Here is a 13,992-nt window from a genome sequence, read left to right as displayed (position 1 = left end):
TGAGCCTCCTTGAGGCAATCAATGCCAGTGACGCACCGCAAAAAGGTGGGTTCTAGAAGGGTTTGAGCATGAACATGCGTGTGCGCAAGCTGATCGGGACGGTGATGATGCTGGTCTTCATCATCACCTATGCGCTGTTTGCCATGGCTGTGGCCGAGGGCCGGATTACCGAGGCTCCGAAGCTCGTCCAGACCCTCGCCTACATCGTGCTCGGCCTGATCTGGATCATTCCCATGATGCCGCTTGTCAGATGGATGGCCAAGCCCGACAAGCACTCATAAAAGGCTTCAGGTTGATCCCAAAACGGCCTTTTCTTTGAGCCCGATGCTCAAGCGCCGCCGATCCCCTCGATAATCTTGCCCGTTCCGCCACACATGGGACAGGCCGCCGCACCGATGCGGCCGCTGCCCTTGCATTCGGGACAGACATTCTCACCTGTACCAGGAGTGCCGGGCTCGGCCTGATCGCCAGGGTTGAGCTTCGTCTTGTCAGAGGCAGCTTGGTCGCGCGGTGTGTTGCTCATGACAGAACTCGCGTTGTGGCTTTCCCCGTCAACGCGGCAATGGAATCGCGGTTTCTAAACCGCGCAAAGAAAAGGCCCGCCAGAAGCGGGCCTTTGATTCGTGACAGAGGATTAGTTGCAGACCTGACGGCTGCGATATTCCCAGCCCCAGCCTGGAACCCACTCACGATAGCGCTCGGTCGCGCAACGCTCGACATAGACGCGGCGGGGACGATGATGCTCATAAACAACCGCGGCAGGTTCCTCCACGTAAACGCGGGTCGGCGGGGGCGGTGGAGGCGGTGCCACATAAACCGGCGCCGGAGCGGCATAAGCCGGCTGCTGGGCAACCGTCGCGCCGACAATAGTACCGACCGCAAGGCCACCCAGGACACCGACGGCAGCGGCCGCGCCGGGAGACATGCGATCACGGGCAGCAGCCGGTTGGGCGGCGGCCAGACCGGCCACCAGCGCCAGAGCAGCAGCCGTACCGGAGAAGAAACTGAAGACCTTCATGAATCGTCACCTACAAGCAAGAGGGAGATTTCCGCTCTCCCTTTCTTGGCAAAGACTATATCGCCGCAAACCTCACTGGAAGCTGAACAGATTGTGGCAAAGCTCGGACCGAACTTTGTTTCATGCCAGATGGTAAGGAGATTCTTAACGAGCCCTTTCGCCGACCGGCCGGCGTTAATCTCCAGTTGTCCGCAATGGGACCGACAGCAGCACGCGCACCAGATCGGCCTGCCGGTTCGTCTCGGTCTTCCTGAAAAGATTCTTCAAGTGGAAGACAACCGTTGTCTGTGCGACCTCGAGTTCTTCGGCAATCTGGTCGAGACGCTTGCCATCGATCAGCATCAGCGCAACTCGGGTCTCAGAGGGCGTCAGATTGTAAAGCCGCACGAGCGTATCGCCTGAGACTTTGGTGCGCTGCTCGGTATCAATGACAAGCAGCACCACGGCATCAGGTCTCTCTTCCGCCGAGAACCTTTGACCGGGAACCAGCACGAGATAGGGGCGCCCGCCGGAGTTTCGCGGGAAGGACACGATCTCATCGAGAGCTTCCTCTTCGAACGCCTTCTCGATGGCCTGATGCAGCTTGGAATTCTGCTTCGCCACAGCACCTTTAAGCACGCCGCCGGAAACGGTAAGACCATCATTCTCACCCATGATCCGCTCGGCTTCCTTGTTCATCAGCCTCACAGTCCCCTTCTCATCGACGATCGCGACGCCGACCAAAAAACGGTCGAAGGCGAAAGTCGCATTGTACAGGGCTTCGACTGTGCGTCCGCGTGAGGATTTGAGGATTTCCTGCCAGGCCTCCTCCGCACGGCTGACGGCACTCGACTGCACGCGCGCCACCTGATTGAGACGCGCCTCGATCGTGGCGAGCAGGATCTCGTAGTCGATGGGCTTGACAAGGTAATCGTCCGCGCCGGCTTGCTTGCCAACCAGAACGTCGTTCCTCTCCGCCAGGGCCGTCAGGAAGATGAAGGGGACGTCGGCCTTGTCGGCTTGCTCGCGAAGGGCCTTGAGCACATCGTAGCCACCAAGACCCGGCATAGTGATATCGCAGAGCACGAGGTCAGGACGCTCATTTTCAAGGAAACCAAGGGCTTCGCTGCCATTCGCTGCCTGAAGCACGCGGTAGTTCGCGGACTCCAGTTCCTCGGCAAGGTCGGTCCTCAAGTCTTCTTCGTCTTCAACGCAAAGAATTGTTTTTTGGATATTCATTGGCTTGGTCACTTATGCAGCCTGTTGCGCCTCTTCGGCATTCGATAGTGGCAAGTCGAACGTGAACAAAGATCCTCCAGCCTCGTAGCTTTCCACTTGGATCTCCCCCCCGTGCAAGTGCATGATTCTTTGCGCGAAATTCAAACCGATGCCGGTCCCTGCGATTCCTGACGCCGTCCTGGCACGATAGAACCGATCAAAGATCTTAGGCAACTCGTCGGCCGGAATACCGATACCCCAGTCCCGGACGGAGCAAAAAGCACGCGCGCCCTCTGTCCAAACAGTGATCTCAACCACCGGTTTCTCGCCCGAATACTTCACTGCATTTGATACAAGATTGATGACAACCTGCTCGATCAGCATGCTGTCGCAATAGACCTGCACAGGAAGATCAGGCACCTGGAAGCGAATGTCCGCATGCGAGTTGAGCTCGCTCTGACGCTCGCAGATATCCATGACAAGGTTGATGAGGTCACAGGTTTCAGGATTCAGCTCGATCCGGCCCGCATCGAGTTTCGCGGCATTCAGAACGCTCTCTACGAGGCGGGTCAGGCGATTACCGGCGTTTCTGATCTTCTGAATGCGCGTGGAAAGCTCCTCGGGCGTCAAATGGGGGCCACGTCTCAGAATGCGCTGCGCGCTGGAATCGAGAATCGCCAGCGGCGTGCGGAACTGGTGGGAGACCATGGAGACGAAGTTGCGGTAGGCATTCGTCGTCTCACGCTCACGATCGAGAGCAGATTGAAGGGCATTTGCCACCTGCTTGTAGGCGGAGATGTCGGTGAGACGCACGAAGATCGTCGCGCCATCGGCCTTCGCGACGGACAGGCGAGCCCAAATGTCCTTCTTGATCAGAACGTCGACCTCGATTTCCTCGAAGGGAGGCTGAGCCACCAGAAGCCGCTCATCCGCACCTTCGCACATGGCAAAGCAGCGCAGGAAGACGGGAAGGCTCATCTCCTCCCGGCACCAAAGAGCGACCGGAGCGGCCGCCCAGATCTGCTCGTTGGCAAAGAGCAGTTTGCCGGTCCAGTCGAAGGCCGCAAACCCTTCCGCGGCGGATTCGATAGCGGCAATAAGACGGCGCTCGGCCTGTCGCAGAGCGGCGGTGCGCTGGAGAACCTTGATCTCCAGGTCGAAGTTCTGGCGCTCGGCCTGCTTGCGGGCGAGCCATTGCTCGGTCACATCGCGCATGAAGGCGATGCCCAGCTTGCGCTGAGCCATGGAAACCGGAAAACAATTGATCTCGAGGCAACGCTCCTGGCTGGCATCGTCCGGCGTCATGTCTTCAAAAATGGAACTTGTTCCCTCAATCGCCAGATTGAGGGAACGGATCACATCCGCTTTCGCGAAAAGTGGGTCAATGTCTTGCATGAGCCGCCTGATCGCCTGATCCGGCTTGACGTTGAGCAGGCCCTCCATCCCGGGATTCCAGAGCAGGCATTCCAGCTTCTCGTCGAACATGACGATGCCCTGGTTGCTGACGTTGTTGATCACGAGATCCGACAATTCCTGCTCCTGACGCAGGAGTTGCTTGGCCTGACTTGCTTCCTGAGCACCTCGGAAAAAGCGTAGAAGGAGGAATGTCGCGCTGAGCACGGTGACGATGAATAACCCGAAACTCTGGAAGACGACGCGCATGTAATTCGCGTGCTTCAGAGAGGCTTGCTCCCGCCCGTACAGGAGGACTTGGTTGGCGGCATCCCGCAGCTTGAAGGCGAGATCGCGCGCCTGAGCCTGCAGCAGCGACACACCCTCGGTATCGATACCTTGCTGGAGCACCGCCTCGACCAGCGTGAGCTGAAGATAAGATTGCTTCAGGTCGCCGATGAGACCCAGGGCACCAAACACCTCACCCTGAGGCCCTTCAATAAGAACGGCGAGGCGGCTGATCAGGATTGTGGCACGAAAAGCCGGCTCCTCCTCAGGTGTGGCGAAGGTCTCCTGGGCAGCTTTGCGTGCTAGGCTTTCCGCAAAAGCGGCGGCTTCGAACTGGGTCTGAGTGGTCACCCAGAGATTCATCTGCATGGCGTCCGACCGCAGATCGCGCTCGAGATCGAGCAGCCGCGCAACCGTGAAGCCGAGATAGGCGGCAAGGCTCGCGATTGCAAAGAGCGTGACGATGGCGGCTTTCTTGCTGGGCAGAGCGAATTTCATGGCTACTCGATATGAAGCCTGCTCAGCTGCCAGACCCAGCGCGAGTCATACTTCGCATCCTGGAGGACAGGATGGGCATCACGCGGATAAGCGATCCAGAGCGGTCCCTTATCGCGGGCGGTAATCACCCTGCCGTCCACCTTCATGGCGAGAATGGGCTCGAACTGAAGATCTTCCATGGGGATGGAGATCTGATAAGCGTTCAGGGCCGTTGCCTTGATCGTCTTGCCCAGAGCCCCCACACGCTCGAGCACAGCACGCAGAGGAACCCCCTCGAACGTCATGGGTGTTGCCGACACTTCGGACGATGTCGTGTACGAGGCCTTTCCCAAAGCCTCCAGCATGGCCTTATCAAACTGAGCCTGCCCCGGGGCGTTCGTCTGGGTGACATTACCCGTGACCGCTAGAATGACGGCCCCTTGGGGATGAGGCAAAGGCTCAGCTGCGGAGGCGCTCCTCATACCCCCCAGCAACCCAACCAGCGTTACCAGCAACGTGACGTAACGCACGAAAGCCCCCTCTCGAATGCTTATGTTAGAACATACTCCTTTTTGAATGATTTCATGGCAAAAATCCAGGGCTTTTCAGGGATTGTTGTATTGTCCCTTCCAGATACTTCGTCGACTGCGACCTCCACCTCGAAGGTAGACCGTCGGGTGAACCCGCAACCTTTAGATATATTATAACTTTTTGATCTGTCTCTCTAGGCTTCGGCTTGATCAGGCCGAGACATTTCACTGTGGCCGGTGTGCGGGTCCCGGCCATGGGAAGGCCGCAGACCGGTGAACCGCAGCAAGATATTTGCAAGCTTGGCAGATTGCATTGTAGCTTCGCGACCTGATATGGCGGCCTAAATGCAATAATATTGCAATACAGGAGTCCTCAATGCGCAAACTCACTGCAGCCCTTGGTCCAACGGTAATCCTCTCGGCAATCCTATTCGGCTCGCCCCTTCCTGCCGATGCCGAACCTCTCTTGGACCAAGCCCTCACGAAGCTGGAGCGGCCTTACCCGAACGAGAGCTATACGCAATACTATTACAGTCGCCGCCACTATTATCGCCACCATCATCATGACGGAGGCTCGGCTCTTGCCGCGGGCGCCGTGGGCTTGGCAGCAGGAGCTTTGATCGGGAGCGCCATTGCCAGCCAAGCTCAGGCCGCCCCTCCTCCGCCTCCCGGCACGGTCGATCCCACAGTGGCGGCCTATTGCGCCCGCAAATATCGCTCCTACGACCCCGTGACGGGCACGTTCCTGGCCCATAACGGCATGCGCTACGTCTGCACCTATCCTTAACCTTGCCGCCATCGAGCAGAAATCCACCGTCTTGTGGCGGTGGACTTCTTGTCTCTATGCAATCGAACGCAGCATCCTGGCGAGGGTTTACATCCGGCGCCGATGGCTTAGCGCCTCGTGTGGAACCGGAGGTTCACGCCAGTGACCCGAAGGGCCGCGCCAGCGCAAATTGGACCCGGTTCTGCGCACCAACGATGTGCTCCTCGAAAGAATGAGCATCGGAAGGGTCCCAATAGCGGGGTCCACTTTCGGGACCGATGCTCTAGAACTGGCAAAGAGCCTGAAACTTGCAAAGAGAAAGACACCGTCATGGCCCTTCCTCCCGACAGCAGTGGCACCGTCATTCCTCCCAACGAGGCAGCCATCGTGACGGCCAGCAACATGACGGAGCTGGAACTCGTCCTGCCGGATATGGGCGATGAGGACCTTCCCGAGATCGCGATTTTCCTGGTAGCCTGCGCCATGCGCTTCCACAGCGACCCCAACTTCGTGCAGGAGCAGTTGGAATGGCTCGTCAGGATGCACGATACCGAGATCGATGAGGGCCTGAAGCCTGATCAGCTGAACTCCGCCAATGACGACTGAAGGCTGCCCTTTGCCCGATTAGTCGAGAAAGACGACTGGCATCCCTTTCTTGACCATGCCCGCAAGCTCCTCGACATCCCAGTTCGTCAGCCGAACGCAGCCATGGGAATAGGCCTTGCCGACCTTCTCCGGCTCGGGCGTGCCGTGGATGCCGAAGGACTCGACGGAAAGGTCGATCCATTTTGAGCCGACAGGGTTATTCGGCCCCGGCTTGATCTCGAATTTCTCCTTCGCCTTCACGCCCTTGAAGGCATAATCGGGATTGTAGGTATAGGTAGGATTGGGCGCGACGGCGCGCACCGTATGTGATCCTGTGGGTGCGGGCTTCTCCTCACTGCCGATGGAAGCTGGATAGGTGGCGATCACCGCTCCATCCTTTCCAATCACTCGCAGGATGTGTTCGCTTTTAACCACTTCGATCTTCTCGATTTCCTTGGCTTGTTCGTTCGCAGCCGATGGTGGCGCGACATTGGCGACGACGATGGAAGTGCCCGCCTGGTCGAAGCGCTTATCGGGATTGAGCTCCTTGAGCAGGTCCTCATCCATGTGGAATTTTTCCGCCAGAAGCTCTTCAGGGCTGGAATAGGACAACCGCTCCAGCTTTGCCTGCTCCTCCATCCTTTCAGGGATCACGGTGAAAGGTCCTTTCACATCCTCATCGCTGATCGTGTAGGTGATGAGGACCGGATCGGGGGAGGCTTCGTTCAGCTTTGCCCACAGCTCCTCGTCGAGCGCTCCATCGACTTTAAGCCCCCGCGCCTTCTCGAAGGCCCTGATCGCGTTCTGCATGTTCTCGCCATTGCGCCCGTCGATCGCGCCGGGAGAAAACCGCGCCCGGTCGAGCAGAACCTGCGCTTTGACGAGGACTGGACTGACGCCCTTTTCAACCTTCGCGGAGAAATTGGAGGCGTTCACGGCCTCCATATCCAAGACCTGCGGAGCCGCGGCCGCCCCTCCAGTCATGCACAACAAACCCAACGCGGCACGCACCAGAACCTTCATCACCCACTCCACTCAATTCGTCTCGGCGTGAGACGGGGAACATGTCAAAGACGAAAGCCTGCGGCTCGTTCCCAGCATCACTGGCAAATGCGGTAATCGCCCTTGCGCACCCGCATATCGAGATGAAGGTGATCGGCATGGTCATCATCGGAACCCGGCCCGAGCACGGTCGAGAAAACCGCGCAGGCTTCGTGCCGGACAGCCGCTTGGAAAGCGGCCTCAGGGGAGCCTTCGGGCTGGACACGAACCGTCAGCGGCGGGCGCTTGTCGAACTCGAAGCCCATCACATCCACACTGTTCCCGAAGGCATGCTCACTCAACTTGGCTCCGGACCGCTGATCGCGGCATTGATAGGATGTTCCGATCAGCAGCTTCGTCGGCGCACTTTGGAAGTGCTCCCCCGTGCGGGGAATGACGACCTCATTCACCCAGCGCACCAAGCCCTCAGCAAAGGAGCACTCCATCAGCGAGGCCGGTGAGAGTTCGACTCCATTCGGAAGCCCTGAGACGGAAACAGGGTTGCCGATGCTGCAGCCATTCTCCTGCACAGGCGGGCGCCTCTCGAAGCGAAGCCCCAGCTTTGTCAGACGTTCGATGCAGGCGGCGGCCGCATCACCGGCATCCGTTGCTTTCGGCTCGGCACTCTCTCCAACAGGCGGTTTCTCATCCGGCTTTTCCGGGGGCGCAGGCCTGTCCGGTCGAGGTGGCGGCAAGGGTGGGTTCTGCTCCTGAGCGGCCCCTGCCCCGGCGAGAGCCACCGGCGCCACGAGGGCCAGACTTCTGATCCAACGTGCAAAGCCGTTCCGGGAAGAGCCGCCCAACCGCCAATCCTTACCCTTGACCTTTGCCATGCTAGTCAACCGAACCTGGCAGGTTGGCGTTCCACTCACCCTTTCGGGTGGCTTGTCCTCACCGTCGGAAGCGCCAAATTCTTTGCCAGAGGGATATCTGATGAGCATGCTGACTCTCCCACCGGCCAATTACAGCGAGGGCGTGGCTCTCGGCCCGAAGCTGCATGAGCTTCAGGAAGGCCATTGCACGAAGCGTGTTGCGGAGCTGAGGGCTCATGTGGAGCGCCTGCGGGCCCAGCTGCAGGAGGCTGAAGAGGAACTGGTGCGGGAACAGAACCGCGTGCCTGAGATCGGCGAGTTCGTCCGCTGTCCGCTGACAGGCTTCTTCGGCCAGGTGACAAAGGTTACCCCGCGCGCCTATGGCCGCCCCTGGGTCGAGATCCTGCTTTACCTCGGCAAGGACATGCCCGGCCACGCGACCATCGATCTGTTCGGGAATTGGGAGTTGATGGACCCACCTTCAGAGGACAGGACATTGCTGGGCTCGTAACCCGTAGCTGAGCCGTTCAGATCGGTTCAGCCAGCCTGCACAAGCCGATCCCAATCCCGGCAATATCGCTGATAGCTCTCAGGGAGCCAGAAAGTAACAGCGTGTTCTTCCGCCTGAGCGGCTATCGCCGCAGAGAGGTCGGAAGCCAGAAGAGCCGCACCGACGCTCGTTCCTGTCGATCCGGAGACGGCGATCACCTGACGTCCGCTCGCCTTGGCCAGGGCCTCGATATAGAACTCGTTTCGGGCGAAAGGTCCTTCCACGACAATGGGGCCAGCCGCGCCGGTAAGATCCAGGCAGGTTCTCGTCATCAGGGCGGCATACAGGGAGGCGGCCACATAGGTCTCGTCCGCGTCGAGCCCCTCGGGCGCATTCACGATGCGGTGCTCCGCATGAGGATAAGGCCCGCATCCCGGGACGACGCTCGGCGTCAGGAAAATGCCTTCTTCCACGACACGTGCCACAGCCTCCGGGGTCGCCGTCCCCTGCCCTCCCGTCAGGATCTCGAACTCGCGCCCTCCCATGAACCGGGCTGAGGGCACGGCACGGCCGAGAGCATCGACGTTCGCCAGCGTGTCGCGCTCGGAATCGAGATGATCGAGATCCCCGCCCACGGCGAAAAGCACGACCCAGGTGCCTGTCGACACCACCGCGAAAGGCGCCTCCCGTTGAAGGAGATGCGGCAGAAGAGACGCATTGGAATCGTGAATGCCGCAATAGACCGGCACGGCACGCGTCAGCCCGATCCTGCCTGCAATCTCGTCGGTGACATATCCCAGCAGGTCGGCCGGTTTCCTGACGGGCGCCAACTTACCGGCGATCCCAAGGCTGTCGACGAGGCTGGAGAACATGCCGACGCGCGGCAGCCAGAGATCCGTGTGGCAGCCGAGCGACGTGACCTCGGTCGCCGCAACACCCGTGAGCCGCCAGCCCCAATATTGCGGATAAGTAACGATCCTCCGTACCTTTCTGAACGCATCCGGAAAGGTGGTTTTCTGATAATGAAGCTGCGCGCCGAGATTGAGCCCGCCGGGCAAGCGGGGTGAGAAGGTCTCCCGGAACGACGGCCTGATCGCATCATAAGCCTTATCGATCTCTGCCGGATAACGGAACTCGTAGTCCAGAACCGGCAATGCCAAGCCGTCCTCGCCGAGAAGCGCACTGCTCGCACCATGGGCTGTGATAGAAATGGCCTCGAAGCCGAACTCGGCATTGAGCTCTCTCAGGGATTCTAGAAAGAACGCGAAGATCCCATCCACGTCGAAATGGGGATAGAGGCCGTCCGTCAGCACCCTGTTCGGCATCGTGCGGGCCGCAAGCTCCCGCCCGGCCGTCACATCGACGACAACGGCCTTGACGTTCGTCTTGCCGACATCGAGCACTGCGACATTCATGGGTCAGACCATATGGAAGACGGTGGCGAGCGGCTTCTCCACCGGCGAATTGTCCGGGTTCGTTGCCATGATATCGGCCATGTAGGCCCACCAGCGCTTCATCACGGGATGGCTAGGCAGATCGGCCATGTTGTGGCTCACGGGCCGCCAAAGCACGGCGAAGAGGATGTTGGTCTCCCGGTCGAGATGGATCGAATAATCCTCGACGCCCGCATTCTTTAGAAGCTCCACCAACTCGGGCCAGATCTCGTCATGGCGGCGGCGATATTCCTCCTCCATTCCGGGATTGAGCTGCATCTTGAACGCGTATTTTTCTTTCGTGCTCATGCGGCGGCTTTCGAACGGATGCGGCGGAAGACGATCGGCAGCGCGATCACGAGAATCAGCAGCAGGCCGATGAAGATGGACATGACGATTCCGGGCACATTGAGCAGGCCCAATCCGAAGGTGACGAGGCCCATGACGATGGCTGCAAGCACCACGCCCAGAATGGTGCCGGAGCCGCCCAGAATGCTCACCCCGCCAAGCACCGCCATGGTGATGGCCTCGAGTTCCCAGCCTGCGGCGATGGTGTGCCGGGTCGAGCCAAGGCGCGAGGTGAGGCAAACGGCGGCAAAGCCGCTCATCACACCTGTCAGAAGAAACAGGATGAATTTCGTGCGCTGGACGGGAATGCCGGAAAACTGCGCCGCAAAGGCGTTGTTGCCGATGGCATAGATCCAGCGCCCGAAAGTCGTCCGGTGCAGCAGGATGCCGAAGGCAACGGCGAAGAGCACGAAGGCCACCATTTCGAAGGTCACGACCTCGAATCCTGGAAGCGTGGGCCACCAGGAGAAATCCGACATATAGCCCTGGCCGAACCAGGCGAAGCTCGCCGGATAGCCGCCATAGGCCTGATCGCCGAGAACGATCTGCGCGATGCCGCGGAACAGGCTCATGGTGCCGATGGTCACCACGATGGAAGGCAAACCGATGCGCGCCACCAGCAATCCGTTGAACGCACCGCACAGAAGACCGACGCAGAGCCCGATGCCGACCAGCGCCGGTGTCTGGAACCCGGCCTGGGCGGCGGCTCCCATGGCGGTGGAGGCAAGCGCGATGATCGCCGCAACCGACAGGTCGATTTCCCCTGAGATAATCAGCAGCGTCATCGCGAAGGCGATCATGGCCTTCTCGGTGAAGTTGTAGGTGGCGTCCGACAGGTTCCACGGATCGAGGAAGTGCGGCGACGCCAGCGAGTTGGCGATGAAGATCGCGATGGCGACTGCGGCGAGCAGCGTCTCCCAACTTCCCAGAATCCGCCCGAGAGGGGTTGAGAGCTTGTCGGGGATATGGCGCACGGGCTGTTTGTCGGCGGTCATGATGCTCATGCGGCTGCTCCTTCAACAGGGGCCTCGATCCGGGATGGGCGGCGCTTGGCGGCATCGCGCAGGATGAGACGGCCCTTGCGGCGCTCCTGACGGGCATTGAAGAGAACGGCGATGATGATCACGAAACCCGAAATCGCCATCTGCCAGAACGGCGAGATGTTGATCACCGGAAGCGCATTCTTGATGACCCCGAGGAAGAGCGCGCCCAAAACAGCACCGCCAACGGAGCCGATACCGCCAAGGGTGGAAATTCCGCCGATCACGCAGGCTGCAACCGTGTCGAGTTCGAAGCCGGCGGCGATATCCACATAGGCGACCGCATAGCGTGACACCCAGAGATAGCCGCAGAGCCCCGCCAACGCGCCGGACAGCACGAAGGCGAAGAATTTCGTGCGACCGACGTCGACGCCGGCATAAAGCGCTGCGGTGGGGTTTCCGCCGGAAGCATAAAGGGACCGCCCGAAGACCGTGCGCGTGAAAACGATGGCGATGACGGCGATCACGAGGATGGCCGTCCAGCCGAGCAAGGGAAGTCCGAGCACGGGCATGCGCGGCGTGTTGAGGAAGACCGGCGTCATCTGGGTCTGGTTGACCCAGGCACCGCCCGAGAGCACGAAGGCCATGCCGCGATAGATCGTGAGCGTGCCGAGGGTCGCCACGATGGCGGGAATGCCGATCTTCCACACCATGAGGCCGTTGATGGCGCCGAGAATGGCTCCAATGGCGAGCGCCGCCAGGATCAGGAGCGGCAGCGGAATGCCGGGATAAGCGGCATTGAGCATCGCAACCGCCATGCCGGTGAAGGACAGATTGGCGGCGACGGAAAGGTCGATGGATTTGGTGAGGATCACAGCCATCTGACCAAGCGCCAGAATGATCAGGATCGAGGTGTCGTTGAAGATGTTCGCGAGGCTCTTGGGCGAAGCGAAGCCCGGTGCACGATAGGAGAAGGCAGCGACCAGCACGATGATGATCGCCACCAGCAAGAGTTCGCGGTACTTCAGAATACGGCTCATCGCGTCTCTCTTCCCATCACTCGTTGCCGGTGGCGGCGCGCACCAGCGTCTCGGCGCCGAGTCCCTCGCGGTTCCAGATCCCAGCCATGCGCCCCTCGCGCATCACCATCACCCGGTCCGACATGCCGAGGATTTCGGGCAACTCGGACGACACCATGATCACGCTCAGACCCTCGCTCGCGAGTTCGCTCATGAAGGCATGAACCGCCGCCTTGGAGCCGATATCGATCCCCTTCGTCGGCTCGTCCAGAATGATCACCTTCGGCTTGGTGGCGAGCCACTTGCCGATGACGACCTTCTGCTGATTGCCGCCGGACAGGGTGCCGACCGGGACCGACAAGGCGGCTGCGCGAAGGTCGAGCCGCTCCGCATACTTGCGCGCCAGGGCGAATTCCTCGGCCTGCCGGAGGAAACCCGCCCGCGTGGTCTTGGCCAAGGTGGCCATGGAGAAGTTCTGGAAGATCGGCATCTGAAGCACGGCGCCATGACGACCGCGCTCTTCCGGCACATAGACGATACCGACCGCAATGGCATCCGATGGAGAGCGGATCTCGATAGGGCGCCCTTCCAGCTCGAGGGATCCCGCACTCGGACGGGTGATGCCGAAGAGTGACTGACAGAATTCCGAGCGCCCAGCCCCGACGAGACCATAAAGACCGAGGATTTCACCGAGGCGAAGCTCGAACGAAATGCTGTCGAATTCCGTCGGGTGAGAATATCCGGAAACCTTCAGAACGGTGCTGCCGATGGCGACTTCTGTTTTGGGAAACACGTGATCGACCGAGCGGCCGACCATCATGCGCACGATCTCGTCCTGGCTGGTTTGCGCCAGCAATCCGGCACCGATCGAGCGCCCATCCCGGAAGACCACGAAACGCTCGGCGATCTCATAGACTTCCTCGAACTTGTGGCTGATGAAGAGGATCGCCTTCCCCTGCCGCTTCAGCCTGTCGATGATTCGGAAGAGATCCTCCACCTCCTTATAGGACAGCGCCGCCGTCGGCTCGTCCATGATGACGACACGGGCCTCGACGGACAGGGCGCGCGCAATGGCGACGAGGTGGCGCTGCGCGATGGAAAGATCCTTCAGCCGCGTATAGGGGCTGATCGGCGCATCGATGGAGGTCAGCAGGGCCGCTGCCCGCGCGTTCATGGCAGACCAGTTGACGAGCCCCCACCGGTTGCGAGGCGCATGCCCAAGAAAGATATTTTCCGCGACGGAGAGTTCGTCGAACAGCACGGTTTCCTGATGGATCGCCGTGATGCCGCTGCGAATGGCGGCTTCTGCGTCCGCGAAGCGCACGGGCGTACCATCAACGATAATCTCACCGTTATCAGGCTGGTAGATGCCCGTCAGAATCTTGACGAGGGTAGATTTGCCCGCGCCGTTCTCGCCGATCAGCGCCGTCACGGTTCCCGGGTAGAGCGCGACATCGACGTGATCGAGCGCCTTGACGCCAGGAAACGACTTGGAGATGCCGCGCATCTCCAGAAGCGGAGTTGGATCTTGAGCAACCGCTTGTACGACAGACATGGGAACTCCCGCCGCGAGCCAACGTGAGCGAGGAAGGCGCGAGCGACCCGCGCCTTGCTCT

At 60.2% G+C, this 13,992-nt stretch carries 16 protein-coding genes; 4 read left to right on the top strand and 12 right to left on the bottom strand.

What is annotated here, in order from left to right; genetic code table 11:
• Positions 1 to 68 precede the first annotated feature (68 nt).
• Positions 69 to 281, top strand: coding sequence for a DUF2842 domain-containing protein (locus ACUXUR_RS20135; RefSeq protein WP_445504142.1), 213 nt, complete (start codon positions 69 to 71; stop codon positions 279 to 281).
• 47 nt (positions 282 to 328) lie between these two features.
• Here ACUXUR_RS20135 and ACUXUR_RS20130 read toward each other — a convergent pair whose 3' ends face one another.
• The 5 genes from ACUXUR_RS20130 to ACUXUR_RS20110 form a co-directional block, all read right to left on the bottom strand.
• Positions 329 to 523 carry a hypothetical protein gene (locus ACUXUR_RS20130; protein WP_445504141.1) on the bottom strand — a complete coding sequence of 65 codons (195 nt, stop codon included), beginning with the start codon at positions 521 to 523 and terminating at the stop codon, positions 329 to 331.
• 111 nt (positions 524 to 634) lie between these two features.
• On the bottom strand, positions 635 to 1,018 hold the full coding sequence (locus ACUXUR_RS20125) for a hypothetical protein (protein WP_445504140.1): 384 nt from the start codon (positions 1,016 to 1,018) through the stop codon (positions 635 to 637).
• A 174-nt stretch (positions 1,019 to 1,192) separates the two neighbouring features.
• Positions 1,193 to 2,236 (bottom strand): response regulator, encoded by a 1,044-nt coding sequence (locus ACUXUR_RS20120; protein ID WP_445504139.1) that lies wholly within the window; start codon positions 2,234 to 2,236, stop codon positions 1,193 to 1,195.
• A gap of 12 nt (positions 2,237 to 2,248) precedes the next feature.
• Complete coding sequence (locus tag ACUXUR_RS20115; protein WP_445504138.1) at positions 2,249 to 4,393, bottom strand: sensor histidine kinase; 2,145 nt, start codon at positions 4,391 to 4,393, stop codon at positions 2,249 to 2,251.
• Positions 4,394 to 4,395: 2 nt separating this feature from the next.
• Positions 4,396 to 4,902 (bottom strand): putative pterin-binding protein, encoded by a 507-nt coding sequence (locus ACUXUR_RS20110; RefSeq protein ID WP_445504137.1) that lies wholly within the window; start codon positions 4,900 to 4,902, stop codon positions 4,396 to 4,398.
• A gap of 376 nt (positions 4,903 to 5,278) precedes the next feature.
• On the opposite strand from ACUXUR_RS20110, the gene ACUXUR_RS20105 reads away from it, so the two are divergent.
• On the top strand, positions 5,279 to 5,689 hold the full coding sequence (locus tag ACUXUR_RS20105; protein ID WP_445504136.1) for a BA14K family protein: 411 nt from the start codon (positions 5,279 to 5,281) through the stop codon (positions 5,687 to 5,689).
• Positions 5,690 to 5,998: 309 nt separating this feature from the next.
• Positions 5,999 to 6,274 carry a hypothetical protein gene (locus ACUXUR_RS20100; protein WP_445504135.1) on the top strand — a complete coding sequence of 92 codons (276 nt, stop codon included), beginning with the start codon at positions 5,999 to 6,001 and terminating at the stop codon, positions 6,272 to 6,274.
• 18 nt (positions 6,275 to 6,292) lie between these two features.
• On the opposite strand, the gene ACUXUR_RS20095 is transcribed toward ACUXUR_RS20100, so the two are convergent.
• Complete coding sequence (locus ACUXUR_RS20095; RefSeq protein WP_445504134.1) at positions 6,293 to 7,276, bottom strand: L,D-transpeptidase family protein; 984 nt, start codon at positions 7,274 to 7,276, stop codon at positions 6,293 to 6,295.
• 77 nt (positions 7,277 to 7,353) lie between these two features.
• Positions 7,354 to 8,127, bottom strand: a complete 774-nt coding sequence (locus ACUXUR_RS20090) for an extensin-like domain-containing protein (RefSeq protein WP_445504133.1) — start codon at positions 8,125 to 8,127, stop codon at positions 7,354 to 7,356.
• A gap of 100 nt (positions 8,128 to 8,227) precedes the next feature.
• On the opposite strand from ACUXUR_RS20090, the gene ACUXUR_RS20085 reads away from it, so the two are divergent.
• Positions 8,228 to 8,617: a hypothetical protein gene (locus ACUXUR_RS20085; protein ID WP_445504132.1), complete on the top strand. Its 390-nt coding sequence runs from the start codon at positions 8,228 to 8,230 to the stop codon at positions 8,615 to 8,617.
• Between the two features lie 26 nt (positions 8,618 to 8,643).
• On the opposite strand, the gene ACUXUR_RS20080 is transcribed toward ACUXUR_RS20085, so the two are convergent.
• From ACUXUR_RS20080 to ACUXUR_RS20060, 5 genes are read right to left on the bottom strand one after another with little or no spacing between them, the layout of a single operon-like run.
• A complete protein-coding gene (locus tag ACUXUR_RS20080) occupies positions 8,644 to 10,011 on the bottom strand; it encodes an FGGY-family carbohydrate kinase (protein ID WP_445504131.1) in 1,368 nt (455 codons plus the stop codon).
• 3 nt (positions 10,012 to 10,014) lie between these two features.
• Positions 10,015 to 10,338, bottom strand: a complete 324-nt coding sequence (gene rhaM, locus ACUXUR_RS20075) for an L-rhamnose mutarotase (RefSeq protein ID WP_445504130.1) — start codon at positions 10,336 to 10,338, stop codon at positions 10,015 to 10,017.
• The gene (locus tag ACUXUR_RS20070; protein ID WP_445504129.1) at positions 10,335 to 11,381 is read right to left on the bottom strand and encodes an ABC transporter permease; all 1,047 of its coding nucleotides are present in this window, start codon (positions 11,379 to 11,381) and stop codon (positions 10,335 to 10,337) included. Before ACUXUR_RS20070 ends, rhaM begins: the two co-directional genes overlap by 4 nt.
• Positions 11,378 to 12,397: an ABC transporter permease gene (locus ACUXUR_RS20065; protein ID WP_445504128.1), complete on the bottom strand. Its 1,020-nt coding sequence runs from the start codon at positions 12,395 to 12,397 to the stop codon at positions 11,378 to 11,380. The genes ACUXUR_RS20070 and ACUXUR_RS20065 overlap by 4 nt, the downstream gene beginning before the upstream one ends.
• Positions 12,398 to 12,413: 16 nt before the next feature.
• Complete coding sequence (locus ACUXUR_RS20060) at positions 12,414 to 13,931, bottom strand: sugar ABC transporter ATP-binding protein (RefSeq protein ID WP_445504127.1); 1,518 nt, start codon at positions 13,929 to 13,931, stop codon at positions 12,414 to 12,416.
• Between the last annotated feature and the right edge of the window lie 61 nt (positions 13,932 to 13,992).

The sequence above is a fragment of the Microvirga medicaginis genome (genome assembly GCF_052658925.1).
The sequence above is the reverse complement of the archived record's forward strand: the minus strand, read 5'-3'. Positions and strand labels throughout refer to the sequence as shown.